General features: G+C 65.7%; 26 protein-coding genes. 14 read left to right on the top strand and 12 right to left on the bottom strand.

The window, feature by feature from the left end; translation table 11 throughout:
* From ACOJTB_RS00410 to cynS, 3 genes are all read right to left on the bottom strand, one after another.
* The gene (locus ACOJTB_RS00410; protein ID WP_420100531.1) at window positions 1-933 is read right to left on the bottom strand and encodes an ABC transporter ATP-binding protein; all 933 of its coding nucleotides are present in this window, start codon (window positions 931-933) and stop codon (window positions 1-3) included.
* Window positions 934-1,265: 332 nt separating this feature from the next.
* Window positions 1,266-1,898 carry a hypothetical protein gene (locus ACOJTB_RS00405; RefSeq protein ID WP_420100530.1) on the bottom strand — a complete coding sequence of 211 codons (633 nt, stop codon included), beginning with the start codon at window positions 1,896-1,898 and terminating at the stop codon, window positions 1,266-1,268.
* Between the two features lie 61 nt (window positions 1,899-1,959).
* Window positions 1,960-2,448 carry a cyanase gene (gene cynS / locus ACOJTB_RS00400; protein WP_420100529.1) on the bottom strand — a complete coding sequence of 163 codons (489 nt, stop codon included), beginning with the start codon at window positions 2,446-2,448 and terminating at the stop codon, window positions 1,960-1,962.
* Between the two features lie 185 nt (window positions 2,449-2,633).
* On the opposite strand from cynS, the gene ACOJTB_RS00395 reads away from it, so the two are divergent.
* The 3 genes from ACOJTB_RS00395 to ACOJTB_RS00385 all read left to right on the top strand — a co-directional run bounded on the left by ACOJTB_RS00395 (window position 2,634) and on the right by ACOJTB_RS00385 (window position 5,557).
* Entirely contained in the window at window positions 2,634-3,002 is a 369-nt protein-coding gene (locus ACOJTB_RS00395) for a DMT family transporter (RefSeq protein WP_420100528.1), read from the top strand.
* A gap of 111 nt (window positions 3,003-3,113) precedes the next feature.
* A complete protein-coding gene (locus ACOJTB_RS00390) occupies window positions 3,114-4,118 on the top strand; it encodes an NAD-dependent epimerase/dehydratase family protein (RefSeq protein ID WP_420100527.1) in 1,005 nt (334 codons plus the stop codon).
* Window positions 4,115-5,557, top strand: coding sequence for an aspartate aminotransferase family protein (locus ACOJTB_RS00385; protein WP_420100526.1), 1,443 nt, complete (start codon window positions 4,115-4,117; stop codon window positions 5,555-5,557). The genes ACOJTB_RS00390 and ACOJTB_RS00385 overlap by 4 nt, the downstream gene beginning before the upstream one ends.
* Before the next feature lie 103 nt (window positions 5,558-5,660).
* Here ACOJTB_RS00385 and ACOJTB_RS00380 read toward each other — a convergent pair whose 3' ends face one another.
* The 5 genes from ACOJTB_RS00380 to ACOJTB_RS00360 form a co-directional block, all read right to left on the bottom strand.
* Window positions 5,661-6,974, bottom strand: coding sequence for an FAD-binding oxidoreductase (locus ACOJTB_RS00380; RefSeq protein WP_420100525.1), 1,314 nt, complete (start codon window positions 6,972-6,974; stop codon window positions 5,661-5,663).
* Complete coding sequence (locus ACOJTB_RS00375; protein WP_420100524.1) at window positions 6,971-7,861, bottom strand: UbiA family prenyltransferase; 891 nt, start codon at window positions 7,859-7,861, stop codon at window positions 6,971-6,973. The genes ACOJTB_RS00380 and ACOJTB_RS00375 overlap by 4 nt, the downstream gene beginning before the upstream one ends.
* A 180-nt stretch (window positions 7,862-8,041) precedes the next feature.
* Window positions 8,042-8,935 (bottom strand): tellurite resistance TerB family protein, encoded by an 894-nt coding sequence (locus ACOJTB_RS00370; RefSeq protein ID WP_420100523.1) that lies wholly within the window; start codon window positions 8,933-8,935, stop codon window positions 8,042-8,044.
* A gap of 104 nt (window positions 8,936-9,039) precedes the next feature.
* Window positions 9,040-10,029, bottom strand: coding sequence for a 2-hydroxyacid dehydrogenase (locus tag ACOJTB_RS00365; protein WP_420100522.1), 990 nt, complete (start codon window positions 10,027-10,029; stop codon window positions 9,040-9,042).
* 129 nt (window positions 10,030-10,158) lie between these two features.
* Window positions 10,159-10,929, bottom strand: coding sequence for a FadR/GntR family transcriptional regulator (locus tag ACOJTB_RS00360; protein WP_420100521.1), 771 nt, complete (start codon window positions 10,927-10,929; stop codon window positions 10,159-10,161).
* A 307-nt stretch (window positions 10,930-11,236) separates the two neighbouring features.
* Here ACOJTB_RS00360 and ACOJTB_RS00355 point away from each other — a divergent pair, with 307 nt between their 5' ends.
* The 5 genes from ACOJTB_RS00355 (at window position 11,237) to ACOJTB_RS00335 (ending at window position 16,752) form a co-directional block, all read left to right on the top strand.
* Window positions 11,237-12,289, top strand: a complete 1,053-nt coding sequence (locus ACOJTB_RS00355) for an ABC transporter ATP-binding protein (protein ID WP_420100520.1) — start codon at window positions 11,237-11,239, stop codon at window positions 12,287-12,289.
* Window positions 12,290-12,450: 161 nt separating this feature from the next.
* Entirely contained in the window at window positions 12,451-13,755 is a 1,305-nt protein-coding gene (locus ACOJTB_RS00350) for an ABC transporter substrate-binding protein (RefSeq protein ID WP_420100519.1), read from the top strand.
* Between the two features lie 161 nt (window positions 13,756-13,916).
* A complete protein-coding gene (locus ACOJTB_RS00345; RefSeq protein ID WP_420100518.1) occupies window positions 13,917-14,873 on the top strand; it encodes a carbohydrate ABC transporter permease in 957 nt (318 codons plus the stop codon).
* Entirely contained in the window at window positions 14,866-15,771 is a 906-nt protein-coding gene (locus ACOJTB_RS00340; protein WP_420100517.1) for a carbohydrate ABC transporter permease, read from the top strand. The genes ACOJTB_RS00345 and ACOJTB_RS00340 overlap by 8 nt, the downstream gene beginning before the upstream one ends.
* Window positions 15,772-15,849: 78 nt before the next feature.
* Window positions 15,850-16,752, top strand: a complete 903-nt coding sequence (locus tag ACOJTB_RS00335; protein WP_420100516.1) for an NAD(P)-dependent oxidoreductase — start codon at window positions 15,850-15,852, stop codon at window positions 16,750-16,752.
* Window positions 16,753-16,759: 7 nt separating this feature from the next.
* On the opposite strand, the gene ACOJTB_RS00330 is transcribed toward ACOJTB_RS00335, so the two are convergent.
* On the bottom strand, window positions 16,760-17,821 hold the full coding sequence (locus tag ACOJTB_RS00330; RefSeq protein ID WP_420100515.1) for a LacI family DNA-binding transcriptional regulator: 1,062 nt from the start codon (window positions 17,819-17,821) through the stop codon (window positions 16,760-16,762).
* A gap of 92 nt (window positions 17,822-17,913) precedes the next feature.
* Between ACOJTB_RS00330 and ACOJTB_RS00325 the strand changes: the two genes are divergently transcribed.
* The 4 genes from ACOJTB_RS00325 (at window position 17,914) to ACOJTB_RS00310 (ending at window position 22,084) form a co-directional block, all read left to right on the top strand.
* Window positions 17,914-18,828 carry an NAD(P)-dependent oxidoreductase gene (locus ACOJTB_RS00325; protein ID WP_420100514.1) on the top strand — a complete coding sequence of 305 codons (915 nt, stop codon included), beginning with the start codon at window positions 17,914-17,916 and terminating at the stop codon, window positions 18,826-18,828.
* 98 nt (window positions 18,829-18,926) lie between these two features.
* Window positions 18,927-19,238, top strand: coding sequence for a hypothetical protein (locus ACOJTB_RS00320; protein WP_420100513.1), 312 nt, complete (start codon window positions 18,927-18,929; stop codon window positions 19,236-19,238).
* A gap of 136 nt (window positions 19,239-19,374) precedes the next feature.
* Window positions 19,375-20,904, top strand: coding sequence for a malonate--CoA ligase (locus ACOJTB_RS00315; protein ID WP_420100512.1), 1,530 nt, complete (start codon window positions 19,375-19,377; stop codon window positions 20,902-20,904).
* Between the two features lie 280 nt (window positions 20,905-21,184).
* On the top strand, window positions 21,185-22,084 hold the full coding sequence (locus ACOJTB_RS00310) for a cation diffusion facilitator family transporter (RefSeq protein WP_420100511.1): 900 nt from the start codon (window positions 21,185-21,187) through the stop codon (window positions 22,082-22,084).
* An 18-nt stretch (window positions 22,085-22,102) separates the two neighbouring features.
* Here the strand turns inward: ACOJTB_RS00310 and ACOJTB_RS00305 are convergent, their stop codons facing one another.
* Together ACOJTB_RS00305 and ACOJTB_RS00300 are read right to left on the bottom strand one after the other, a co-directional pair.
* Entirely contained in the window at window positions 22,103-22,618 is a 516-nt protein-coding gene (locus tag ACOJTB_RS00305; protein WP_420100510.1) for an invasion associated locus B family protein, read from the bottom strand.
* A 130-nt stretch (window positions 22,619-22,748) separates the two neighbouring features.
* Window positions 22,749-23,003, bottom strand: a complete 255-nt coding sequence (locus tag ACOJTB_RS00300; protein WP_420100509.1) for a hypothetical protein — start codon at window positions 23,001-23,003, stop codon at window positions 22,749-22,751.
* Window positions 23,004-23,158: 155 nt separating this feature from the next.
* On the opposite strand from ACOJTB_RS00300, the gene ACOJTB_RS00295 reads away from it, so the two are divergent.
* Window positions 23,159-23,758, top strand: a complete 600-nt coding sequence (locus tag ACOJTB_RS00295; RefSeq protein WP_420100508.1) for an ATP-dependent Clp protease proteolytic subunit — start codon at window positions 23,159-23,161, stop codon at window positions 23,756-23,758.
* Between the two features lie 11 nt (window positions 23,759-23,769).
* On the top strand, window positions 23,770-23,970 hold the full coding sequence (locus ACOJTB_RS00290) for a hypothetical protein (protein WP_420100507.1): 201 nt from the start codon (window positions 23,770-23,772) through the stop codon (window positions 23,968-23,970).
* Between the two features lie 62 nt (window positions 23,971-24,032).
* On the opposite strand, the gene ACOJTB_RS00285 is transcribed toward ACOJTB_RS00290, so the two are convergent.
* On the bottom strand, window positions 24,033-25,211 hold the full coding sequence (locus ACOJTB_RS00285; protein ID WP_420100506.1) for a hypothetical protein: 1,179 nt from the start codon (window positions 25,209-25,211) through the stop codon (window positions 24,033-24,035).
* Window positions 25,212-25,435 lie beyond the last annotated feature (224 nt).

Raw genomic sequence — 25,435 nt, 5'->3', positions numbered from 1 at the left:
TCAGTGGCGGTCCTTCACCAGGCTGACGAAGATATCCTCCAGCGAGCTCTGACTGGTGCTGAGATCACGGAAGCGGATGCCGGCCTCGGTCAGGCCGTGCAGCAGGGTCGAGATGCCGGTGCGCTCTGCCTTGGTGTCGTAGGTGTAGACGATCTCGTCACCGGTGGGGGACAAGGTCAGGCCGAATTCGGCCAGCGAGGGCGGCAGCGCCTGGAGCGGCTGCTGGAGTTGCAAGGTCAACTGCTTCTTGCCGAGCTTGCGCATCAGCTCGGTCTTCTCCTCGACGAGGATGATCTCGCCCTTGGAGATGACGCCGATGCGGTCCGCCATCTCCTCTGCTTCCTCGATGTAGTGCGTGGTCAGGATGATGGTGACGCCATTCTCCTTGAGCCGGCGAACCATCTGCCACATGTCTTGCCTCAGTTCGACATCGACACCAGCGGTCGGCTCGTCGAGGAAGAGGATGCGCGGCTCGTGCGAGAGCGCCTTGGCGATGAGCACGCGCCGCTTCATGCCACCGGAGAGCCGGCGGATCTGGGTGTCCTTCTTGTCCCAGAGCGAGAGATCCTTGAGCACCTGTTCGATCAGGGCGGGGTTCTTCGGCTTGCCGAACAGGCCGCGGCTGAAGCTGACCGTGCTCCACACCGTTTCGAAGGCGTCGGTGGTCAGCTCCTGCGGCACGAGGCCGATGGCGGAGCGGGCGGCCCTGTAGTCGCGCTGGATGTCGTGGCCATCGGCCAGAACAGTGCCGCTGCTCGGTCTCACCAGCCCGCAGATGATGCTGATCAGCGTCGTCTTGCCGGCGCCGTTGGGGCCGAGCAGGGCGAAAATCTCGCCGCGCCGGATCTCGAGATCGACCGTCTTCAGCGCGGAAAATCCGCTGGCATAGGTTTTCGAGAGACCCGAGACCGAAATGATGGGCGGTGCCGACATGGCGGGAACTCGTCCGGTTTCTGGCGCCATTGCGGCGGAACCGTCATGTGGCGACGAAGCGCGATCCTGCAAGGTAGGCGGCGCCGGAACCGTCATGCATGCGGACCATGGCCGTCACGCCATCGTGCATCCGGCTGACACCACGAAAAAAGGCCGGGCAATCGGCCCAGCCTTTGCTCGTGGTCGACAGATCGCCTCAGCGCATGAAGAACCACAGCAGGATGATCACCGGGATCGGAACACCCAGCAGCCAGAGCAGGATCGAACGCATCGCAGCACCCCAGTTTCGGCAAAACAATGCTGCGGCAACGCTGGCACGAGCCGAAAGGTTCCTAGAGCGCCGGCTCGTGGATGGTCGTGTGCCAAAGCGGACGGTATCCGTTCGCGAGCGCCGCCAATGTCGTCGGCGGGGTCAGCACGGCGACCGTGCCCTGCGGGCGCGGCAGCGGCGCGCCATAGCCGGCGGGCGACCAGGGGAAGGCATAATCGCCGCGCAGCGCGACGGGAGCCGGACTCTCCGCGATCTCGACCATGGCTCCGTCCGGCAGAGACCATGCCGGCAGGAGATGCCGGCGCTTGAGAAACCCATCGCGCCGCTCGGCATCGAGGCGCGCATCGATCTGCGGGAACAGCGGCGTGTGCGCGAAGACATGCCCCCGCACCAGCGCCTCGCGATAGGCCAGCGCATCGGCGCGGCGGCATTCCATGCAGGGCCGATGGCCGGCGGCGAGCGCGGTGACCTCGTCGCAGAAGAACAGCTCCGTATATCCCGTGCCCCAGACCTGCCGCCGCCGACCCTTGAAGGAGAGCACGCAGCAGATCCATTGCCGGCTCGCCTGGATGCGACGCGGCAGTGCCCGGGTCGAAGGGTCATGGAAGCGCCCGCCACGATTGCCGAGCAGAAGCCCGCGTGCCGGATCGGCCATGAGAGACCCGTCTGGCCGGATACGGTTGGGCAGCGGCATGTGGCACCTCGTCCCGCGATTCCCGGGGCAAGGCCGCGACATTCCGTGTCAGCAGCGCCCTCTACTCTTCCTTGTAGCCGTATTCGGGAATGCCCTGCTCGTTGCCGTAATATTTGTAAGGCAGGAACTTGCCGGACATGGCGATCTTGACCCGATCTCCCTTGGGGTTGGGCTCCCTCTCGAAGGCGACGTTGAAGTCGATGGCGGACATGATGCCGTCGCCGAATTCCTCCTCGATCAGCGCCTTCCAGGCGGGCCCGTTGACCATCACCATCTCGTAGAAGCGATAGATCAGCGGATCGGTCGGCGGCATGGGCGTGCCCGTGCCGCGATAGGGCACCTCGTTGAGCATGCGCTCCTCGATCTCGCTCAGTCCGAAGAGCTCGCGGGCGGCCTTCGCCAGCGGCTTGGGCAGCTTCATCTGGCCGAGCAGCGCGCCGACGATCAACACCTCGGACATGCCGCCGATCTCGGAGGTGATGTGCTTCCAGCTCCAGCCCTTCTCCCGCTTGATGTCGAGGATCTTCTCGGTGAGGTCTTCGCGCTTCATCAGGGGCTCCCGCTCTCGGCTTGCCTCCGACGAGGACGCAAGGATCGGGCCGCTTCGCCCGGATTCTGCGATCGCGGCAGGCTCCCCTTAACGCTAAGCACAACTCAGGCGCGTCTCCTAAGCTCTCATAAGGATTTCGGCGGCATTGCTGATGCCCGAGACAGCAACGGAACCGACGCAGCCGGATGAACGCCTATATTCCCCTGATCCTCTTCACGGTGCTGACCAACGCGGCAGCACAGCTGATGCTCAAGCGCGGTATGAGCGGTCTCGGCGGTCTCGACATCGCTGCCGACGGGGTGATCGGCACCGTGTTTCGGGTCGTGTTCAACCCCTTTGTCTTCGCCGGTCTTTGCACCTTCGTCATCAGCATGGCCTCGCATCTGGTCGTGCTGTCGAAGGTGCAGATCTCCTATGCCTATCCTTTCCTGAGCCTCGCCTATGTCGTGGTCGCGGCCTACGCCTATGTCGTCTTTCACGAGGATCTGGGGCCCGCGCGCCTTGCCGGCATCGGCTTCATCGTGATCGGCACCATCTTCATCGCACAAAGCTGAGGGCACCATGGATCTGATCGTCCGTCTCTTCCTGCGTCTGGGTGCCATGCTCGAGCCGCCCGCCGCGCCGCAGCCCGTCCCGGTGCGGGTCAGCGAGCGGAGGGCCCCGCGGTGAAGCACGTCATCATCGGTGGCGACGGCTTCGTCGGCGCCCGGCTCGCGGCCGATCTTTCGGCGATGGGCGAGGCGGTGCTCGTCGCCGACATCCAGAAAAGCGCCCATCCCCATTACGCCACGGTGCCGTTCCAGCGCATCGACGTGACGGTGGCCGAAAGCGTGGACAGCCTTCCGCTGGCGCCGGAGGATGTGGTCTACAACCTCTCCGCCAAGATGCTGTCGCCGATCGTCACGCGCGCCGAGCGGCATGAATTCTTCTGGCCTGTGAACTACCACGGCACGCAGAACATCCTGAGCTGGATGGAGAAGAACGGCGCCAACCGCCTCGTCCACTTCACCACGGACATGATCTATGGCCATTCGGTCACGGTTCCGCAGGACGAGACGCATCCCGCCCGGCCGCTCGGCGAATATGGCGAGAGCAAGCTCGCGACCGAGCGCCTCGCCGACGCGTACCGGGCCAAGGGCTTCCGCATCCCGATCTTCCGGCCGCGGCTGATCATCGGCCCGGGTCGGCTCGGCATCCTCGTCAAGCTATTCAAGCTGATCGACATGAACCTGCCGGTGCCGATGATCGGCTCTGGCAAGAACCCCTATCAGTTCATCTCGGTCTTCGACTGCGCCAGCGCCTGCATCGCGGCCTGGAAGGCGGATTTCCCGAACGAGGCCTATAATCTGGGCTCGGACGATCCGCCGCCGGTCCGCAAGCTGCTCGGCGACCTCATCAGGCATGCCGGCTCGAAGTCGATCCTGCTGCCGACGCCCGCGCCGCTGGTGAAGCTCACGCTCGATGCGCTGGATGCGGTGAACATGCCGATCATGGACCCCGAGCAGTACAAGATCGCCGACGAGATCTGCATCCTCGACACGTCGAAGGCCAAGCGCGAGCTCGGCTGGACGCCGCAATATCGCGACGAGGACATGCTGCTCGCCGCCTATACCGAATATCGCAAGGCCAAGGAGGCAACCGCCCCGGCCAGCAGGAGCCTCGCCGCATGAGCATGCCCGCCTTCAAGGATGACAGCCCCGTCGCGCAGCGGCCCAAGCTCTATACGGTGGAGGAGGCCAAGGCCCTCGATGTGGGAACGGTGAAGGACCTCTTCGCCGCCCATATCAATCCGGGCCAGCTGCATTTCCTGAAATTGCTCGGCTTCGACAGGATCCTCGTCGAGCGGGCCGAGGGCATGCACTACATCACCCGGGACGGCCGCCGGATCCTCGATTTCTTCGGCGGCTTCTGCTCGGTCGCGTTCGGGCACAACCATCCGCGCATCGTCGCGGCCCGCAAGCGCTTCCAGGATGAGAACCGCCATGAGATCTGCATGGCGTTCATGTCGCAATATGCCTCGGCACTGGCCGCCAATCTCGCGGCGATCGCGCCGGGCGATCTCGACATGGTCTTTCTCGGCTCGACCGGCTCGGAGGCGATGGAGGCGGCGCTGAAGGTCGCCGAGCAGGCGCAGGGGCCGGACAAGTCCAAGATCCTGCACGCCGCGAATTCCTTCCACGGCAAGACCAAGGGGGTGCTGTCGGTCACCGATTCCACGCTCTATCAGTCGCAGTTCAAGCTGGTGGAACACCGGGTGAAAGTGCCATTCGGCGATATCGCGGCGGTGCGCCAGGCGTTGGAGAGCGACCCGTCGATCGGCATCGTGGTGATGGAAACCGTGCAGGGCGGCGGCGGCATCGTCGAGGCGCCGGCCGGCTTCTGGCGGGAGCTGCGGGCGCTTTGCGACAAGCATGGCGTGCTCTGGGTCGCGGACGAGGTGCAATGCGGGCTCGGCCGCACGGGCCAGTTCTTCGCGTTCGAGCGCGACGGGGTGGTGCCGGATGTGACCGCGCTCGCCAAGGCGCTCGGCGGCTCGAAAGCCGCGATGGGCGCCATGATCGCGCGCCGCGAGATCTATATGAAGGCCTATGGCAAGCCCAAGAGCGCGCTGATCCATGCCCAAGCGACCTTCGGTGGCATGGGTGAGGCCTGCATCTCGGCGATCGAGGCGCTCAACGTCCTCTATGACGAGGATCTGATGGGCAATGCGAAACGTCAGGGCGATTACCTGATCGAGAAGCTCAACGGCCTGCGCGTCAAATACCCGTCCCTGCTCAAGGAGATCCGCGGGCGCGGCCTGATGATCGGCATCGAGTTCCAGGACATCAGCGAGACGATGCCCTTCGGGTTGAAGCACATGGTGGCGCTCCTGGACGACAAGCTGAAGGGCTCGCTCTGCGGCTTCGTCGGCGCGCTGCTGCTGAAGGAGCACGACGTGCTGGTCGCCTTCACCGAGTACAACCGCAACGTCATCCGGCTGGAGCCGCCGCTGATCGTGACGCGCGAGGAGTGCGACCAGTTCATCGCCGCGCTCGACGCGGTGCTGTCGCGCGGGGTCACCGGCATCGTCACCGGCTATCTGCGCAAGGTGGCCGCCTCCAAGGGCTGAGCCAGGCGGCATCCTGCGACAATCGAAAGGCCGGCGCGAGCCGGCCTTTTTGCGTTGCAGGCCTTGGACGGGTCCCTTCGGCGGGCGAAGCCTGTCGGCAAGGTCAGTCGCGTGAGACGCGGCGCCAGAAATCGGAGGTGAAGCCGGGGTCGCATTGGGCGGCGAAGTCGCGCCATTGCGGGAAGGACCGGCGGAAGGTCTCGGCCGGCATCCGGGCATCCTTGTAGGGGTTCACCCGTCCCCCGGCTTCCAGGACGACGATGTCGAGATCCGCCAGCAGCCGGTCGGTGCGCTGACCGCGATAGGGGAAATCGAGGGTCAGGGTCGCGCCTGGGATCGGAAAGGACATGAGGCCAGGCGAAGGCTTGTCGCCGAAGAGTTTCAGCACCGTGAGGAAGGAGGCCTCGCCCGCCCGCAGCGTGCGCCTCAGCAGGGAGTCCACCGCCTCGCGCGCGGCCGCCATCGGCAGGGCGCATTGGAACTGCCGCAGCCCTTTGGGTCCATAGGCGCGGTTCCAATGCCGGATGCCGTCGAGCGGGTAGAAGAACGGGCGATAGGGCACGGCGTGACGCGCGCCCGGCCTGGCCTGGCCGAGGCGATAGGCGCGGTTGAAGAGGCTCAGCGTCGCCCGGTTGATCAGTGAGAAGGGCGGCTGGAACGGCATCGACAGCTTGCCCGGCGCAGTGGTGCCGAGCGATCCGGGCGCCTGCGCATGGTTGGCGCGGAAGAAGAGCCCACGGCCGAAATTCCGTCCGTCCGCCAGGGAATCGATCCAGGCGACGGTATAGTCGAAGCGGCTGTCGGATTGCGCGGCGATCTCGAAGAAGCGGTCGAGGCCCGTGAAGGGCAGCGTCTCCTGCTCCATCAGCGCCGAGCCGATCGGCCTCAGCTGCAGCGTGATCTGGGTGACGAGGCCCGTGAGGCCATAGCCGCCAATGGTGGCGGCGAAGATGGCCGGGTGCAGCTCCGGCGCACAGAAGAGCCGCCGCCCGTCGGAGCGCATGAGCTCGAAGGAGCGCACATGGTGCCCGAAGGTGCCGGCGGCGTGGTGGTTCTTGCCGTGGACGTCGTTGGCGAGCGCCCCGCCCATCGTCACGCAGGCGGTTCCGGGTGTGACCGGCGGGAACCACCCGGCCGGGACCACGATTTCGAGAAGTTTTTCGAAGGAGAGGCCCGGCTCGCAGGTCACGATTCCCGTATCGCGATCGAAAGCGAGAACCGTATCGAAGCGGCTGGTATCGAGCAGAGTACCGTCGCTGACCAGGCAGCTGTCGCCATAGGAGCGCCCCTTGCCGTAAGGCAGGAGCGGCTGGCGAAAGCGCTCGGGCCGCTCCACCCAGTCCCGCGCATCGACGACGCGGGAGTCGCGCCCGGCCAAGCCGCCCCAGGAGCGATGGAGATCGGCGGTTGCGGTCACGGCAGCAGCGTGGCGGCGGCCATGATGGCGGCGACCACCAAACCCATCAGCTGGCTGCGCCAGTCGCGGATCATGAAGACGAGCGGGTCATCCGGCACCTGTCCGCGCCGGGCGAGAAACCAGATCCGCGCCATCTGGTAGAGGATGATGGGGCAGGTAAGCCAGATCAGCTCCGGGTGGCGATAGAGCTGCCTGACGGCATCGCTGTCGACATAGAGAGCCAGGATGAGCGCGCAGGTGCAGCCCGACGCCATGCCCAGCTGCGAGAGCGCCTCGATATCCTCGGCGTGATAGCCGCGGCCTGCCTTTTTAAGCCCCGACTGATCCTGGGTGATGCGCAGCTCGGCATAACGTTTCACCAGCGCCAGGCTCAGGAAGAGGAAGATCGAGAAGGCGAGCAGCCAGGAGGAGAGCGGGATTCCGGCGGCTGCGTTGCCCGCCAGGATGCGCAGCGTGTGCAGGGCGGCGAGTCCGAGGACATCGACCAGCAGCTTGCGCTTGAGAAAGAGCAGATAGGCCAGAGCCAGAAACAGATAGCTCGTCAGCGCGAGAACGAAATGGGCTGGTTTCGGCAGCAGCGCGGCGAGGCCGAAGGCGGCGAGCAGCAGCGCCGGCACGGCCATATAGGCTTGCTTCACCGTGATCTCGCCGGCGGCGAGAGGGCGCTTGCACTTGGTCGGGTGGCGGCGGTCGGCCTCCACATCGCGAATGTCGTTGAGCAGATAGATCGCCGAGGCGAGCAGGCTGAAGGCGACGAAGGCGACCGCGCCCGCGAACAGCGCCTGCAGGTCGAAGACATCGTGGTTGAGAACGATCGGCACGAAGACCAGCCCGTTCTTCAACCAGTGATGCGGACGCATCGCCCTGATCAAGGCGCCTGCTGACATGGCCCGACCCGTCGCTCCCGTGCTGGCGCGCCCGCAGGGTGCGGCGCGCGGCCGGCTGTGCCGGCCCGAGCGGTTATCGGGGCTGAATCCTAAGCCGGGGTGCATGACGACGTCCGAAAAGCCGGATTCGGGCGCCTTGCTTAATGGGGGCTTGTCTCTAAGCCCGAATATCGGGGAATTTCAAGTCTTTGCGGCGCTGGCGGCCGCGTCGATATTCGAGACGAGCTCGGCATCGAGACCCAGGGCGCCGGCCAGACCGGCGAGGAAATCCTTCTCCGCGGGGGTGTCCGGATCGATGGCCAGACGCGCGGCGGCGTAGATCTGCGTCGCCAGTTCCGGGCTTTCCGCGGCCTCGACGAGGTCGTCGATCGAAGCCGGCCGCGCCATCTCGCCCGCGAGCCACTGATGCGCCTCGGCATCGAGGCCGGCCTCCTTCAGCCCGGCCAGGATGGTGCCGCGTTCGGTTTCGTCGATGGTACCATCGGCGGCGGCGGCGGCGATCATCGCGCGGATGAAGGTGAGGGCGGCCGTGTCGCTCGCCGCCTGCGGCTCGAAGCCGGAGCCGGCCGGAGCGGGGACGAGCGTGTGCTGGCCGGCATCGGTCAGCGGCTTGCCGGCCTGGTAGTTCTGGTAAGCCTTGTAGGCGAGGCCGCCGATCAGCGCGATGCCGCCCAGCTTGGCCGCCGACATCGCGAGGGAACGGCCGCTCTTGGAGCCGAGGACAAGCCCGCCGAGGCTACCGAGCGCCGCGCTGGCGAGCTGGGGATTGTTCGCGAAGATCGTCTTCGCCTGCGCCAGCAGCTGTTCGGCATCGAGACCGCCCGCGCCGGGCGCCCGCTGGGTGCCGCCCGGCTGGGCAACAGACCCGCCGCCCTGGCGCGCCTGGCCCAGGATCTGCCCGGCGAGGTTGCCGAGCCCGCCCGAGCGCTGCACCTGGCCGGCGATGTCGCCCAGAACGCCGCCGAGGCCGCCCGGTTGCGTCCCGGCCTGCCCCGTGCCCTGCTGGCCCGCGCGCGCGGCAGCTTGTGTGCCCGCGCTGATGAGAGCGTCGAGCAGCGATTTCGCGTTGAACATCGTCGGATCCCCCTGCCTGACGTCGTACGACCTTCTTCGTGCCGATCACGCATGCAAAAAAGGCATGACGATGACAGGTCGGCCAGCGGGGACTGCTGCTTTGGTTAACCGGCCTTGCCGCTCCCGGGCGGCACCGGGGTCTCCGGCACCGGCGTCCTGGCGCCTTGGCCGGCGAACCATGACGCCAGATTATCGACGACGAGCTGGCCCATCTGCTCGCGCGTATGGACAGAGGCGGAGCCGACATGGGGCAGCAGGACGACATGGTCCATCGCGATGAGCTCGGCCGGCACGCGCGGCTCGTCCTCGAAGACGTCGAGGCCGGCGGAGAGAATGGTCTTGTCCGCCAGTGCCGCGATCAGGGCCGCCTCGTCGACCACCGTACCGCGGCCGACATTGATCAGAATGCCGTCCGGCCCCAGCGCCTTCAGCACCTGCGCATTGATGATGTGATGCGTCGAGGCGCCGCCCGGCGCGACCGAGATGAGCGTATCGACATCCGCCGCCATCTCGACCAGCGAGGGATAGTAGCGGTAGGCGACGTCCGACTGGCGCGAGCGGCCATGATAGGCCACCGGCAGGCCAAAAGCCTCGATGCGATGCGCCACCGCCTTGCCGATCCGCCCCAGCCCCACGATGCCGACCTTGCGCTTGCGCAGCGAGGTCGTCAGCGGATAGGCGCCCTTAAGCCATTTGCCCTCGCGCAGATAGCGGTCGACCTGCGGAATTTGCCGCACCGTCGCCAGCAGCAGGCCGATGGCGAGGTCGGCCACCTCGTCCGTCAAAACATCGGGCGTGTTGGTCACCACCAGGCCGCGCCTGCCGGCCTCGGCCGCATCGACATGGTCGTAGCCGACGCCGAAGCTGGAGACGATCTCAAGCTTCGGCAGTGCGTCGAACAAGGCCGCATCGACTCTGGCATGTCCGCCGCCGGCAGCGACCCCTCGCACGCGCCCCGCGATCTCGGCGAGGAAGGCGTCGCGATCGGCGGCCTTCCACAATTCGTGGACGACGAAGCGCTCCTTCAACTGATCGGCAGCATAGGCCATCAGCGGACCCGTCATCACGATTTCAGGGGCATTGGGGGAAGCCATGGCGAGGATATCCGTAGGTTGCGGCGAAACGAGGAGCTGGCGGCTCTGAACCGATTTAAATGACCTTAGACGCCGGAAAGGTCACTTGTCATCCCGCCTTGGGACTAGCCGGCCCGCTATAAGCCCTGCTCAACTAGTATGTTTAATTCGCAGGATCTTGGCGGCCATCCCCTCGGTGCCGAGCGAGGAGAGGGTCGTGTTCAGACTGTCGATGACGAGGCCGGCCATACGCGCGGCCGCCAGATCGCCGTCGCGTTCGATGATCGCGGCGAGGACATGTTCGTGATCCGGCAGCGATTCGAGATAGGCGGCTTCGTCGCCGGTCTTCAGCAACATCGACCATTGCAGCGTCGCGATCACGGCGCTGGACAGGCAATGCAGGGCGGCGTTCTGGGCCGCGCTGAAAATCGCCTCGTGGAAATCGAGATCGGCGCGGATGGTGGCCTCGGCATAGGGCGGGTTTTCGACCATGGCCCGATAGGCCGCCTCGATCCTCGCGATGTCGGTGGCGGTGCGGCGCTGGGCGGCGAGCCGCGCGGCGCTGGGCTCGACGAACCGGCGCAGCTCGAACAGATCGCGAATGAATTTCTCGTTCGGATCGGCCTCGAAATGCCAGGAGAGCACATCCGGATCGAGCAGGTTCCAGCGCTCCCGGGGGGCTGCGCGCGTTCCGCTCTTGGGGCGCGCTTCCACCAGCCCCTTGGCGGTCAGCACCTTCACGGCCTCGCGATAGGCGGTGCGCGAGACCGAGATCTCGGTGCGCAGATCCTCTTCGTCGGGCAGCAATTCGCCGGCGCGGATGGTGCCGGAGATGATCGACACCGCCAGCTTCTGGGCCACCTGGCCGAAGAGGCGGTCGGAATTCAATGTCGTCGGCCGCGAAAAGTCGCGTATCCGCATCCTCGGCCCGTCCTTCCCCCCGGTCGCCGCAGCTGCGCCCCTAGGCGGCGACGGCGATCCATCTCTTTGCCGGACAACCGGATTTTCGCGAAGGTGAATCCCACGCGCCGGTGCGTTGCCCATCAGGTCCGGGCCCTTGTCGTCAAGCGGCGCAGCGCTTGACAGGCCTTCGCATATCGTATGACTTTATCGCAGCAAAAATGGCAGGCAAACGGGTTCTCATCGTTCGTGCTGCATCGTTCGGTCACAAGAAGCCGAGTAGGATCGCCTTAGCGGCGGTCGGGGAAACGGAACAGGGTTAGGAAGCATGGCGTCAGTCCAGATTGCCGATGTGCGCAAAGCCTATGGCTCGACGCAGGTCATCCATGGTGTCGACATCGATATCGAAGACGGGGAGTTCGTGATCCTCGTCGGGCCGTCCGGCTGCGGCAAATCCACCCTGCTGCGGATGATCGCCGGGCTGGAGAACATCTCCGGCGGCGAGATCCGGATCGGCCCCAAGGTGGTGAACGACGTTCCGCCCAAGGAACGCGACATCGCCATGGTGTTCCAGAACTATGCGCTCTATCCGCATATGACGGTGGCCGACAACATGGCCTTCTCCATGAAGCTGCGGAAGGCGCCGAAAGCGGAGATCGACGAGCGCGTCGGCAAGGCCGCGCAGATCCTCGGCCTCAACAATCTGCTGGACCGGTATCCGCGCCAGCTCTCGGGCGGCCAGCGCCAGCGCGTCGCCATGGGCCGCGCCATCGTGCGCGATCCGCAGGTCTTTCTGTTCGACGAGCCGCTTTCCAATCTCGACGCCAAGCTGCGCGTGCAGATGCGCACCGAGATCAAGGAGCTGCACCAGCGGCTGAAGACCACGACGGTCTATGTCACGCACGACCAGATCGAGGCCATGACGATGGCCGACAAGATCGTGGTGATGCATGACGGCATCATCGAGCAGATGGGCGCCCCGCTCGATCTCTACGACAGGCCAGCCAATCTGTTCGTGGCGGCCTTCATCGGTTCGCCCTCGATGAACCTGCTCAAGGGCCGCATCACGGCGGCGGGTTTCGAGACCGAAGGCGGCGTGGTCTGGCCGATCGGTCAGCGCCCGGCGAATGCCGAGGGCCGGGCTTCGGTCTTCGGCATCCGCCCGGAGCATATCCATCTCGACCCCAACGGGCTCGAGGCGGAGGTGGTGGTGATCGAGCCGATGGGCTCGGAGACCCAGGTCGTGGTTCGCTGCGGCGGCCAGAATCTTACCTGCGTGTTCCGCGAGCGCATCACCGCCAAGCCCGGCGAGCACATCCGGATCACCGCGGATATCGCGGTGACCCATCTCTTCGACGCCGAAACCGGCACGCGCCTTTGACGACTTCGCGGCTCGCCTGGCGGGCCGCGAAGCTGCGACGTCCGATCCGGACAGCGCCTGACGTGAGATCTGCATGCGACCAGGAGCCTGACTCGATTTGCAACCGGGCATGACGGCGAGCCTATGCAGCTCTCCGCGGCCCTCATGGAGGAGACCCCGATATGAGTATTTCAAGGCGTGACGTATTGATCGGCGGCGCGGGCCTGGCGGCCGGCGCGACCCTGCCGTTGGCCCCGTCGATCGCGCAGGCGAATATCGAGCAGGGCGCGACATTGCGCGTGCTGCGCCCGACGAAGTTCGTCGATGCGGACCAGAAGATGTTCGACGAGAACACGGAAGCCTTCACCAAGGCGACCGGCGTGCAGGTGCGCGTCGACTATGCCGGCTGGGAGGATCTGCGGCCGCAGACGGCGGTGACCGCGAATACCGGCGCCGGCCCGGATGTCGTCGTCGGCTGGGCCGACGATCCGCACATCTTTTCGGACAAGCTCATCGATCTCACGCCGATCGCCGAGGATCTCGGCAAGAAATATGGCGGCTGGTATCCGATCGCCGAGAAATACGGCAAGAAGGACAAGACGAACCAGTGGATCGCGATCCCCATGGGCGGCTCCGGTGGCCCGGCCGTCTATCGCGAATCCCATATCAAGGAAGCGGGTTTTGACACCTTCCCGAAGGATCTCGACGGCTTCCTCAGGCTCTGCCGCAAGCTGAAGGAACAGGGACACCCGGCCGGCTTCGCGCTCGGCAATGCGGTCGGCGACGGCAATTCCTTCTGCAACTGGCTCGTCTGGACCCATGGCGGCTACATGGTCGACGAGAACAACAAGGTCTCGATCAACTCGAAGGAGACGATCGAGGCGCTGAAATATGCCAAGGCGCTCTATGAGACCTTCATTCCCGGCACGCTCTCCTGGCTCGACATCAGCAACAACAAGGCGCTGACGGCGGGCGAAATCTCGCTGACGCAGAACGGCGTGTCGCTCTATTTCTCGATCAAGAACTCGAAGGACGAGAAGACCGCGGCGATCGGCAAGGATCTGAACCACGCCACGATGCCGATCGGCCCGCTCGGCCGCCCCTCGGAGCCGGCGCTGGTGATCAACGCCATGGTGTTCAAGCACACCAAATTCCCGAACGCCGCCAAGGAATATCTCCGCTTCATGATGGAGAAGGAGCAGTACGACAAGTGGCTGACCGGCTCGTCCGGCTACTGGGCGCAGCCGCTCAAGGCCTATGCGCAGAGCAAGGTCTGGGAAAGCGATCCCAAGATCGTCGTCTATCGCGACACCTGGGAGCGCGCGCTCTGGAGCGGCTACAAGGGCTCGATCAACGAGGCCGCCGGCACGGTCAACGCCGAATATGTCGTGGTCAACATGGTCGCTTCGGTCTGCGCCGGCCAGGCGACGCCGGAAGAGGCCGCCCGCGAGGCCGAACGCCGCGCCAAGCGCTACTACCGGACCTGACCAGGTCCTGACGAGGCCGCCGGCTCGCCCCGGCGGCCCAGACGCCACCGCACGCGCCTTGCCGGCGCGGCGGTGATCGAATCCCTGTTCTTTCCGTCTTTCCCGGCGGGCGCCTCGCGCCTTGCGGGCGATGCGACAGACGACCCGACCCCGAGGGCGCCATGGCCGTAGCTGCCGCCGATCCCAGAACGGTTCACAGCCTGCAACAGAGCTGGCTAGTGAGATTGTTCGACTACAAGCCGTTCCTGATCTTCATCTGCCTCCTGCCGGCGGCGGCCTTCCTGCTCGTATTCCTCAGCTATCCGCTGGGGCTGGGGATCTGGCTCGCCTTCACCGATACGCGCATTGGCCGGCCCGGCATCTTCATCGGCTTGGAGAACTTCGAATCACTCTGGTACGACCGGGTGTTCATCACCTCGGTCTGGAACACGCTGCTCTATACGGGCTTGGCGACGCTGGGGAAATTCGCGCTCGGCCTGTGGCTTGCGCTGCTCCTGAACAATCACCTGCCGCTGAAATCGCTGCTGCGGGCGATCATCCTGATCCCCTGGATCGTGCCGACGGTGCTGTCCGCGATCGCCTTCTGGTGGATCTACGACGCGCAGTTCTCGATCATCTCCTATGTGCTGGTCGATGTGCTGGGCTGGCGCGACACCTATATCGACTTCCTCGGCCAGCCCTGGCCCGCCCGCTTCTCGCTGATCGCCGCCAATATCTGGCGCGGCATTCCCTTCGTCGCGATCAGCCTGCTCGCCGGCCTGCAGACGATCTCGCCCTCGCTCTACGAGGCGGCGATGCTCGACGGGGCCAATGCCTGGCAGCGCTTCCGGCACGTGACGTTCCCGATGCTGATGCCGATCCTGGCGGTGGTGCTGACCTTCTCGGTCCTGTTCACCTTCACCGATTTCCAGCTCGTCTACGCCATCACCCGCGGCGGCCCGGTCAATGCGACGCATCTGATGGCGACGCTGGCCTTCCAGCGCGGCATTCCGGGCGGGCAACTCGGCGAGGGCGCGGCGATCGCGGTCGCGATGATCCCGTTCCTCATCATGGCGACGCTGTTCAGCTATTACGGCCTGTCGCGGCGCAAATGGCAGCAGGGGGAAGCCAATGACTGATCACGCCGCCACCGCCACCCGCCCCGCGCTCGTCGAGAAGGAGAGCACCGGCGTCATCGACTGGTCGAGCGGGCCGCGCCGGTTCATCACGCTCTATCTTCCGCTGTCGGTGTTCGTCTTCATCCTGCTGTTCCCGTTCTACTGGATGGCGATCACCGCCATCAAACCGAACGGCGAATTGCTGGATTACAAGGTCAACAACCCGTTCTGGGTGCGCTCGCCAACGCTCGAAAACATCAACAAGCTGCTGTTCCAGACCGATTATCCGCAATGGCTCTGGACGACGATGATGGTCGCCGCGGTGGCCACGGTGCTTTCGCTGTTTTCGAGCGTGCTGGCCGCCTATGCGATCCAGCGGCTGAAGTTCAAAGGCTCGCAATATGTCGGGCTAGCGATTTATCTCGCCTACCTCGTGCCGCCTTCGATCCTGTTCATTCCGCTGGCGACGCTGATCTTCCAGTTTGGGCTGTTCGACTCGCCGCTGGCGCTGATCCTGACCTACCCGACCTTTCTGATCCCGTTCTGCACCTGGCTCCTCATCGGCTATTTCAAGTCGATCCCCTACGAGCTCGAGGAATGCGCCATGATCGACGGCGCGACCCGGCTGCAGACGCTGCGCAAGATCACGCTGCCGCTCGCCATGCCCGGCCTGATCTCGGCCGGCATCTTCGCCTTCACCCTGTCCTGGAACGAGTTCATCTACGCGCTCGCCTTCATCCAGTCGTCGGAGAAGAAGACGGTGCCGGTCGCGGTGCTGACCCAGCTGGTTGAAGGCGACGTCTATCATTGGGGTTCGCTGATGGCGGGGGCGCTGCTGGGCTCCATCCCCGTCGCGATCCTCTATTCCTTCTTCGTGGATTACTACGTCGCCTCGCTGACCGGCGCGGTGAAGGAGTAAGGCACGCCGGCGTCACGCGGGCGCTGCCGATCATCCCGGGCATGGCGCGAGCCGTGCCGCTTCTTCGCCGGAGCTGACATGTCCGAACTGGTCTCGACCGTCGCCTTCATCGGCCTCGGCGCCATGGGCGCGCCGATGGCGGAGAACCTCGTCAGGCGCCAGTTCCGGGTGCGCGGCTTCGACATGCGCGAGGCGGCGCGGCAGGCTCTGGAGGCGGCGGGCGGTGCGGGCGCGGCGAGCGCCGCCATGGCGGCCGAGGGTGTCGATGCGCTGGTGCTCATGGTGGTCAATGCCGCGCAGGCGCGCGCGGTGCTGTTCGAGGCCGGGGCGCTGAAGGCGCTGGCGCCGCGAGCCTGCGTCATCCTGATGGCAACCTGCCCGCCCGCAGACACCGAGGCAATCGCAGCCGAGGTGATGGCGAGTGGCCGGCATTTCGTCGACGCGCCGGTTTCCGGCGGCGTCAACGGCGCACGCAACGCGACGCTCACCATCATGGTCGGTGCGCCGCAGGAGAGCTTCGCGCGCGCCAAGCCCGTGCTCGACGCGCTGGGCGACAAGGTCTTCCATGTCGGCGAGAAGCCCGGGCAGGGCGCGACGGTGAAGACCGTCAACCAGCTGCTTTGCGGCGTGCATATCGCGGCCGCGGCCGAGGCGCTGTCCCTCGCCGAAAAGGCCGGGATCGACGGTCGGCTGCTGTTCGAGATTCTGGGCGGGTCGGCTGCCTCGTCCTGGATGCTGAAGGATCGGGGGCCACGCATGCAGGAGGCCGAACCGGGCGTGGCCAGTGCCGTCGATATTTTTGTCAAGGATCTGAGCATCGTGCTCGATGCCGGCCGCTCGGCCAGAGCGGCGCTGCCGCTGGCGGCGGCGGCGCATCAGATGTTCCTGGCTGCCTCCGGTCTCGGCCATGGCGCGCGCGACGACAGCCAGGTGGTGCGCGCCTATCGCGCGCTCAACGCCAGGCCTGCCAACGATGCCTGAGCGCCGCTCAGCGCGGCGGGCAGGTCGTGCCCCTGACGATCAGCTTCGGCGTCAGGGTGAGGCGTTGCAGCGGTGCAGCCGGTTCGGCAATGCGGTTGAGCAGGAACTGCGCCGACTTCGCCCCCATCTCGTTCTGGAAATTATGGACGGTCGTAAGGGCGGGGAACCATTGCGCGGCCTCTCTCACGTCGTCGCAGCCGACGATGGAGAAGTCGCGCCCCGCTTCCCGGCCCCGGTGGCGCAGGCCCAGCATCGCGCCGAAGGCGGCGATGTCGTTCATGCACAGGGCCGCGGTGGGCGGCTCGCCGACATCGAGCACCTGCTGGATGCCTTTCAGCCCGTTCTCGCGCGTGCCGATGCCGAAATAGACCAGCGCCGGGTCGAAGCTCAGCCCATGCCGCTCCAGCACCTCCCGATAGGTGAGATAGCGGTTGCGGCCGGTCGAGATCTCCTCATTGGCGCAGATGAAGGCGATGCGGCGATGGCCGAGGCCGATGAGATGGTCCATGGCCTGCAGCGTGCCGTGACGATCGTCCGAGCCGACAAAATCCAGCTCCAGCCCCGCAAGCTCGCGGGAGAGCTGCACGATCGGAATGCCGGCATCGATGAGCGGACGCAGGCTCTCCAGGGTGCTGCCTGCGGCGGGGCACAGGATCATGCCGTCCGGCCGGTATTCCGCCAGCGTATCGAGCACACGCTGCTGGCGCTCCAGATCCTCGCCATAGGTGCCCAGCAGGACCGAGCGCCCCTGCGCCGTGGTCGTCTGCTCGATGGCGGAGAGGAGTTCGGCGAAATAAGGGTTGGTGATGTCGTGGAAGCCGACGCCGACAATGTTGGTGCGGTCGGTGCGCAGCGCCGCGGCGCCGCGATTGTAGCGGTAGCCCATGTCGCGGGCGAGTTCGCGCACGCGTATGCGGGTCGCTTCCGCCACCAACGGCGAATCTCGCAGCGCCAGCGAGACCGTGGCGGTCGAGACGGCCAGCCGGTCCGCGATGAGCTGCAGCGTCACGCGGCTGCGGCCCGGAACGGCAGGGGCAGCGAGGGTCTTGCCGGCTGGGCCTTCGGTCATGCGCGGTCCATCCTGGAGGCAGGCCGGCGGCGGCAGCGCCGCGGGCTGTCCTTCATGTCGTTGCCCTTTTTCATACAGACAGGCGGGAGATTTTGAAAATGAGCGTTGACCGGGAGAGTGTCGGCTTCATCGGCGTCGGCTTCATGGGGCAGGGCATGGCCCGCAACCTCCTCGACAAGGGCTTTGCGCTGACGGTGATGGGCCACCGCAACCGCAAGCCGGTCGAAGAGCTGGTGGCGGCCGGGGCGGCGGAAGCGACATCGCCCCGGGAGCTGGCGGCCCGCTCGCGCGTCATCTTCCTTTGCGTGACGGGCTCTGCCCAGGTGGAGAGCGTGCTGAAGGGCGAAAGCGGCATCATCGCCGGGGCGCAGCCTGGCACCGTCGTCGTCGATTGCTCGACCTCCGATCCGACCGTGACGGTGAGGCTGGCGCAGGAACTGGAGGCGGCGGGGCTGCACATGGCGGATGCGCCGCTCGGCGGCACGCCGACCCAGGCGGCACAAGGCAAGCTCTCGGCCATGATCGGGGCCACGCCGGAGGTGTTCGCGCGGATCAAGCCGGCCTGCGAGGCCTGGGCGGAGAAGGTCGTCCATATCGGGCCGGTGGGCGACGGCCACAAGATGAAACTTCTCAACAACTTCCTGTCCATGGGCTATGCCGCGATCTATGCCGAGGCGCTGACCCTCGGGCAGAAGGTCGGCATCACGCCGCAGACATTCGACAGCGTCGTCCGGGGTGGGCGAATGGATTGCGGCTTCTACCAGACGTTCATGCAATATGTGCTCGAAAGGAATCGAGACGCCCATAAGTTCACGCTCGCCAACGCGCTGAAGGATGTGCGCTATCTGGAGAGCGTCGCGAATGCGGCGGGCATCGCCAACCCGGTCGGCAATGCGGTGAAGAACAGCTTCGCCGGCGCCGTCGCGAATGGGAAGGGCGAGGACTATGTGCCGATGCTGTCGGACTGGATTGCCGGTCTGAATAGCGTCAGCCTCGTCAAGGAATGACGGTCTCCGGCAGGTCACGCCTGCGCCGATGGTTGTCGGACAAAGCGGCCCGCCCCATCTGCTCTGCTGCCAGGGCATGAGCATGGGAGCGAATCGGCGTGTCGGATGGACGGCAGGAGTTGCGGCAGGCCTTTCGGCGCTTCGAGCAGGAGGTGCCGGGCTGGCTGGGCTCGGCCCTGCGCTGGCTGCGCCATCCGGCGTCGCGCTGGGTGCGCATTCCCGCGGGCATCCTTTTGATGCTGGGCGGCGTGTTCGCGATCCTGCCGGGGCTCGGCATCTGGATGCTGCCGCTCGGGCTGCTGCTGCTCGCCGCCGACATCCCTATCCTGCGCAAGCCGATGGCGCGCTTCACCATCTGGCTTGCCGAGGGCTGGGCTGCCCTGCGCCGGCGCTGGGTGCGGCGCGGCTAGATCTGCCCGAGCCTCGCTCGTCGCGCGCGGGATCCCGAACGACTTTAGCATGTCATGACGACAGCAGGGCGGCTTGCGGGCCGACAGCGCTCGCTTATGACTGACGCTTCTTGCTGCCGGAGACCAGGCGACCGTCATGGCCAATCATCTGTTCGACCTCGTGCGCTCGCGCATGCCCGCGCCCCAGGCCCCCTTCGCCATTCTCGATGACGGGCGAGGCTACAGCTATGCCGACATGCTCGACGTGTCCGCCCGCTTCGCCAATGCGCTCACCGCGCTCGGGGTGAAGCCGGGCGACCGGGTGGCGGTGCAGGTCGAAAAGAGCATCGAGGCGCTGATGCTCTATCTGGGCACCGTCCGGGCGGGGGCGATCTTCCTGCCTCTCAACAGCGCCTATACCCCCGCCGAGATCGAGTACTTCCTCGGCGATGCGGAGCCGGCCGTCTTCGTCTGCGATCCGGCCAAGGAAACCGCCCTGAAGCCCTTCGCCGACAAGGCAGGCGCGAAGCTGGAGACGCTTGGAGTCTGGCGCTCGCCCGAGATCTCGGCCGGCTCTCTCTCGGACAAGGCGTTGGCCGCCGGAACCGATTTCGCCGATGTCGCGCGCGGCCCCGGGGATCTCGCCGCCATCCTCTACACCTCGGGCACGACGGGCCGCTCCAAGGGCGCGATGCTCAGCCACGACAACCTGACCTCCAACGCGCTGACGCTCGTGGATGACTGGCGGTTTACCCGCGACGACGTGCTGCTCCATGCGCTGCCGATCTTCCACACGCACGGGCTCTTCGTGGCGACGAATGTGATCCTGTTCTCCGGCGCCTCGATGATCCTGCTGCCGAAGTTCGATCCCGACGAGATCTTCCGCCATCTGCCGCAGGCGACCACGATGATGGGCGTGCCGACCTTCTATGTCCGGCTGCTGCAGGATGCGCGGCTGACGCGGGAGGCCTGCGCCCATATGCGCCTTTTCGTCTCCGGCTCGGCGCCGCTGCTGGCGGAGACCCATCGCGAATGGCGCGAGCGCACCGGTCACGCCATCCTCGAGCGCTACGGCATGACCGAGACCAATATGAACACCTCCAATCCCTATGACGGCGAGCGGGTGGCCGGCACCGTGGGATTTCCGCTGCCGGGTGTGGCGCTGCGTGTGGTCGATCCGGAGAGCGGAAAGGGTTTGGGGTCGGACGAGATCGGGATGATCGAGGTGAAGGGGCCGAACGTCTTCCAGGGCTATTGGCGCAACCCAGAGAAGACGAAGGCCGAGTTCCGGCCGGACGGTTTCTTCATCACCGGCGATCTCGGGAAGATCGACCCCGCCGGCTACGTTCATATCGTCGGGCGGGGGAAGGACCTGATCATCACCGGCGGCTACAACGTCTATCCCAAGGAGGTCGAGACCGAGATCGACGGGCTCGAGGGCATCGTCGAGAGCGCGGTCTTCGGCGTGGCGCATCCCGATTTCGGCGAGGGGGTGACCGCCGCCGTGGTGGTCAAGCCCGGCGCGAGCGCGACCGCCGCGACCATCGCACAAGCTCTGGAAGACCGGCTGGCGAAGTTCAAGCAGCCCAAGCAGGTCTTCGTGGTGCCCGAGCTGCCGCGCAACACCATGGGCAAGGTGCAGAAGAACCTGCTGCGCGAGCAGTACAAGGACATCTATACGCGCTAGCCGGACCGGTTAGGGCGCTGCGCCCCGCCCGTCCTCGCGACAGGGTGGACGGGCGCGGCTGCGAGGACCGTTGCAGGGTCCGTCTGTCGCGACGAGGGCCGCTGACGTCGCTGCATGGGCCGTTCGCAAGTAAAGGCGAGCATCCATGGCCCGTGAAATCTCAATTTCTATTCTTATTGCAAATGAATAGTAAGAGCATTTCTCATTTCTCTTGACAGCGCGGAAGTATTTGGTCCATCGCAACGCCATCGAAGGCGGCGCCGGCATGCGGAGAGATGGTTTGAAGATCCCCGTTCTGTCCCTCAACCAGATCGCGCTCGGCAACCTCGTCGTCAGCATCGTGGTTCTGGGCGTCAAATACGCGGCCTATGTGCTGACAGGCAGTGTCGCGCTCTATTCCGACGCCCTGGAGAGCATCATCAACGTCGCGACGGCGGGCGCGGCGATCGTGGCGATCCGCGTCGCCGCCACGCCGCCGGACGATGAGCACCCTTACGGCCATCACAAGGCCGAATACATGTCCGCTGTGATCGTGGGCGCGCTGATCATCGTCGCCGCGCTCGCCATCCTGCGCGAGGCCTATTACGCCTGGCTCGATCCCCAGCCGATCGACGCACCCTGGCTCGGCCTGACGGTCAGCACCGGCGCCACCCTGCTCAACGGCCTGTGGAGCGCCTTCCTGATCAAGCAGGGCAAGGCGCACCGTTCGGCGGCGCTGAGCGCCGACGGCAAGCATCTCTTCGCCGATGTGGTCACCTCGATCGGCGTTCTGATCGGTGTCGCGCTGGTGGTGCTGACCGGCATCAAGCAGCTCGACCCGGCGCTGGCCGCGCTGGTTTCACTGAACGTGCTGTGGAGCGGCTGGGGCGTGGTGCGCGACAATGTCAGCGGGCTGATGGACGAGGCCGCGCCGCCCGGCGAACTGGCGCAGATCCGGAAGATCATCTCGGACAACGCCACCGGGTCGATCGAGGCGCATGCGCTGCGCACGCGCCTCGCCGGCAAGGCGACCTTCGTCGATTTCCACCTCGTCGTGGCGGGCACCATGCCTGTCAGCGAGGCTCATGACATCTGCGATCGCATCGAGAATGCGCTGAAGGGCGCCTTCCCGGGAATCTTCGTCAGCATCCATGTCGAGCCTGAGGGCAAGGCTAAGCACAAGGGCATCGTGGTTCTGTGAGGCCGGGCCTCCCGCGGCCTAACTGCTGGCGGCGGCCTCGTCGCACCGGGCCAGCATCCGGGATGCGGCGGTGACCCCGGTCAGTGAGAAGCGGTAGGTGGTGACGTTGCCGCGGGCGGAGCGGGCCTCCAGGATCATGTCACGCCCGCCGCGCATCGCGGCCAGCAGGGCCGGCTCCCGCTCCAGCCGTTCGAGCCAGGCATTGGAGCCTTGCGTCAACATGCGGAAGCTCTCGTCGCCGATCGTCACCGTCACCGTGGAATTCTCGGCGAAGTCGTAGCCGGTCTGGAAGCTCGACTCCGTCGCCGCCTTTTCCTCGCCGGTCTGAACGAAGAAGAAAACTTCGCCATGACGTAACGTCGAAGGTTCCTTGTCGGCGGGCTCGCTCATCACGAAGCAACGGCTTGTTGCGCCGTTCTCATAAATGGCGGCGCTCCAGTCACCGAATTGGCCGAGCGAGCGTGGGCTGGCGGCCTCGACCGTCGCCGGGATCGCGAAGACGATGCCCATCGTCAAAAGAGCAGTCTTGATCATTCGAAAATCTCCTTTCGGCCCGCGAGGGTGGAAAGGAGAAGGTTACTGGGGCGTAAACATGGCCGGGCGATGCGTCGATCCAGCGCAGTCTCCCCGCGCTGAATTCCCTTCTGATACCCCCCGCAGGGCCTCAGGCGGCGCCCTGCACGGGGCTCGAGCGCCTGAACAGCAGCGCGGCCGCCAGAACGGTCGCCGGCACGACGCTCTCTTGCCGCAAATGCCAGTCAATCGCGGTGGAGGAGCGACCGCTCAGCCGGGCGAGTTCGCCCACATAGATCGTCGCGTCGAAATAACGCCCGAAGGTTTTTGCGACTTCTGTGCCGGTCGGAGGACGCTTTTGCCAGCGCTCCGTTTCCATGAAGAGCGAAGCAGGGAAATAGGTCATAACGCGCCTCCACAATAGTCAGATGGCTAAACTTTCGGCAGACGCCCTCGGTTCCGCGCCTTTCGGAGATTGTTTTGCGCAGATGCGGAACGCGGCCGGGGGCTCGGCGTTCTCCGGGCGCCCTCTTCCGGGCGCCATGCCAACGAGGACCTATCGTGGACGCGCTTTCCAACCAGACCGAGCCGCTGCCTCGGGCCGTGCTGACGCCGGCCGATTTCAGCCACCCCGCCATTCTGCTGGCAGGGCCGGTCGATTACGCCATGTACGGCTTCTTCCGTGACCGACTGATGGCCGCGCCCGAATCCGGGCTCGTGGCGATCGAGATCAGCACGCTCGGAGGCGATCCGGAGGTCGCCCGGATGATGGGCGAGGATATCCGCTTCCACAGCGATCTCGATTCCCGCCGCCGTTTCGTCGTGCTCGGCAAGGCGGCGGTCTATTCGGCCGGCGCGACCTTCATGAGTTTCTTCGCGCGCGAGAACCGCTACCTGTCGCGTGGGACGCGGCTGATGATCCATGAGCGCAAGCTACAGGCGCAGGTCACACTCGATGGGCCGCTGAAGAGCTGCATCGCCAGCCTCAAGGCCAAGCTCAACGAGATCGAGCATTCGATCGCGATCGAGAACGAGGGGTTCGAGAATCTCGTGCGCGGGTCGAAGGTCACGCTCGAGGAGGTGCTCAGGCGCGCACCCGAGAACTGGTATGTCGAGGCGCAGGAAGCCAAGGCGCTCGGCCTCGTCGAAGACGTGATCTGAGAGGCGTGCCGATGTCCCTCCTGATCGAGACCAACGAGCAGTACGAGGCCGCCGCGCTCCGGCTCGGGGAGCTCTCACGCGCGAATGTGGAGAGCATCGACCATGCCGAGTTCGAGGCGATCAGCATGGCGATGATGGGGTTCGAGGCAAGCCGGCTGGCTCTGGGCGGCGCCGAGGCGACATCGCTTCCGCCCGAGGCGAAAGAGGCCTGAGCCGGCCCCCCAGATTACTGCCATGCCGGGCCATTGACGAGTGATGCCGCAGCCGGCCGGGGCTACTTCGCCGGCGGGCAGATGATGGAGAGCTTCGCCCTGTAGCTGCCGGTGAGCTTGACGCCATTGGCTGCGGCCAGCTTGGCGACCTCGCCCTTGCCGACATCCTCCTCGCGTCGGCTTTCGCGCGCGAGCGGAACCGTGAAGCTTTTTCCGACCTCTTCCGGCCCGGTGCCGAAGCTGCCGCCGCGCGCCGGTAGTCCGGGGCAGGAACTTCGTGTCGGCGGTGTCGCGCCGAATCGGTCGAAGGTGACCGTGACGTCCTTGCCCCGCGCAGCGACGCTGAGGAAGACATCGCGCGTATAGCCGGACACGGTGCAGTGGGAGCCGTAAGCCCGGATGTTGGAGCCGGCGGCGCTATGGACGCCTTTGAGCTTCACAGACCAGCTGTCGCCGTCATGCTTCGGGATCGCGCCCTTGGCCTGGCGCGTCTTGAAATCATAGGTCGCGCTGAACATGCTGGCCGACCATTGCATATGGGTGTCGTCCTCGAACTGGGCCTCGGCCCCATCGAGTGCCTTGCCCAGCAGGGCCTTGAGACCCTGGATCTGCGCGTCATAGGCCTTGACCTCGTCGCGGGCGAGTTCCGACGCGGAGCGGAAGTAGAAGGCGATGAACCCCATCCGCCTGCAGGTGTCGCGGTGGCTGTTCTCATGGCCGACCAGGAGATCGCCGACCCCTTTGCAGGGGCTGGTCTCCTGTGCGCTTTTTTCCACGGCCGCGGCATCGGCGAAGTCGCACAGATCCTCGCCGGTCTGCGCATGGGATTTCTCGATGGCGTGCGCCTTGGCGGGGTCGACCTCGCTGACCTCGTAGCCATCGCGCTGGACCGTGCGGCTCCAGCCCGAAATCGTGCCGTTCTCGATCAGCCGGGCGCCGCGCGGGACATAGCTGATCGCCGACTGCCTGGACTGGGTCGTCGCGACGAGGCCCGCTCCGGCGCCGCTGCGCGGGTCCTTCTCCCAGGTGGAGTAGTCCTCGCGTAGCCGGCTCGGGCTTTCGCCCGCCCGCTCGCGTCGCTCCATCTCCTCCGCCTTCGCCTTATGCCGGTCACGCAGCATGACGGCGTTGTCGAGTTCCTGCTGCAGCGCCTCGAACTGCTCGCAAACGCAATCGGGAGCCGCCGAAGCGGGCATCGCCGCCAGCATCAGGCCGATGATCGGGGCGCCCAGCCGCTGCATGTGGAAGCCCCCGTCCCGCTGCCTTGCCGAGGTAGAGTATAGATCAGCCCACCTTCGTTCAAGCGCAGGCGAATTCGCTCGCGCCGATAGAGGCAGCCTGTCCAACCGATCCGAAAGCAAGGGATACCCCGCCATCCAGATCAAATGAGATAGGCGGTTTCTTTTCGTAACTGGTAAGAGAATTGCGTCGCGACAAAGTTTAAACCTCAAGGTTCCATCCGAAG

The organism is Allobosea sp. (genome assembly GCF_048595345.1).
Classification (GTDB): Bacteria; Pseudomonadota; Alphaproteobacteria; order Rhizobiales; family Beijerinckiaceae; genus Allobosea.
Note: the sequence above shows the minus strand (reverse complement) of the source record. Positions and strands in the feature narration are given on the sequence as shown.

Excerpts from the sequence above, each read along its gene's own strand:
- ACOJTB_RS00410 (WP_420100531.1), bottom strand. The coding sequence starts at position 933 with ATGTCGGCACCGCCCATCATTTCGGTCTCGGGTCTCTCGAAAACCTAT.
- ACOJTB_RS00405 (WP_420100530.1), bottom strand. The coding sequence starts at position 1,898 with ATGCCGCTGCCCAACCGTATCCGGCCAGACGGGTCTCTCATGGCCGAT.
- cynS (WP_420100529.1), bottom strand. The coding sequence starts at position 2,448 with ATGAAGCGCGAAGACCTCACCGAGAAGATCCTCGACATCAAGCGGGAG.
- ACOJTB_RS00395 (WP_420100528.1), top strand. The coding sequence starts at position 2,634 with ATGAACGCCTATATTCCCCTGATCCTCTTCACGGTGCTGACCAACGCG.
- ACOJTB_RS00385 (WP_420100526.1), top strand. The coding sequence starts at position 4,115 with ATGAGCATGCCCGCCTTCAAGGATGACAGCCCCGTCGCGCAGCGGCCC.
- ACOJTB_RS00375 (WP_420100524.1), bottom strand. The coding sequence starts at position 7,861 with ATGTCAGCAGGCGCCTTGATCAGGGCGATGCGTCCGCATCACTGGTTG.
- ACOJTB_RS00370 (WP_420100523.1), bottom strand. The coding sequence starts at position 8,935 with ATGTTCAACGCGAAATCGCTGCTCGACGCTCTCATCAGCGCGGGCACA.
- ACOJTB_RS00365 (WP_420100522.1), bottom strand. The coding sequence starts at position 10,029 with ATGGCTTCCCCCAATGCCCCTGAAATCGTGATGACGGGTCCGCTGATG.
- ACOJTB_RS00360 (WP_420100521.1), bottom strand. The coding sequence starts at position 10,929 with ATGCGGATACGCGACTTTTCGCGGCCGACGACATTGAATTCCGACCGC.
- ACOJTB_RS00355 (WP_420100520.1), top strand. The coding sequence starts at position 11,237 with ATGGCGTCAGTCCAGATTGCCGATGTGCGCAAAGCCTATGGCTCGACG.
- ACOJTB_RS00350 (WP_420100519.1), top strand. The coding sequence starts at position 12,451 with ATGAGTATTTCAAGGCGTGACGTATTGATCGGCGGCGCGGGCCTGGCG.
- ACOJTB_RS00345 (WP_420100518.1), top strand. The coding sequence starts at position 13,917 with ATGGCCGTAGCTGCCGCCGATCCCAGAACGGTTCACAGCCTGCAACAG.
- ACOJTB_RS00340 (WP_420100517.1), top strand. The coding sequence starts at position 14,866 with ATGACTGATCACGCCGCCACCGCCACCCGCCCCGCGCTCGTCGAGAAG.
- ACOJTB_RS00335 (WP_420100516.1), top strand. The coding sequence starts at position 15,850 with ATGTCCGAACTGGTCTCGACCGTCGCCTTCATCGGCCTCGGCGCCATG.
- ACOJTB_RS00330 (WP_420100515.1), bottom strand. The coding sequence starts at position 17,821 with ATGACCGAAGGCCCAGCCGGCAAGACCCTCGCTGCCCCTGCCGTTCCG.
- ACOJTB_RS00315 (WP_420100512.1), top strand. The coding sequence starts at position 19,375 with ATGGCCAATCATCTGTTCGACCTCGTGCGCTCGCGCATGCCCGCGCCC.
- ACOJTB_RS00305 (WP_420100510.1), bottom strand. The coding sequence starts at position 22,618 with ATGATCAAGACTGCTCTTTTGACGATGGGCATCGTCTTCGCGATCCCG.
- ACOJTB_RS00300 (WP_420100509.1), bottom strand. The coding sequence starts at position 23,003 with ATGACCTATTTCCCTGCTTCGCTCTTCATGGAAACGGAGCGCTGGCAA.
- ACOJTB_RS00290 (WP_420100507.1), top strand. The coding sequence starts at position 23,770 with ATGTCCCTCCTGATCGAGACCAACGAGCAGTACGAGGCCGCCGCGCTC.
- ACOJTB_RS00285 (WP_420100506.1), bottom strand. The coding sequence starts at position 25,211 with ATGCAGCGGCTGGGCGCCCCGATCATCGGCCTGATGCTGGCGGCGATG.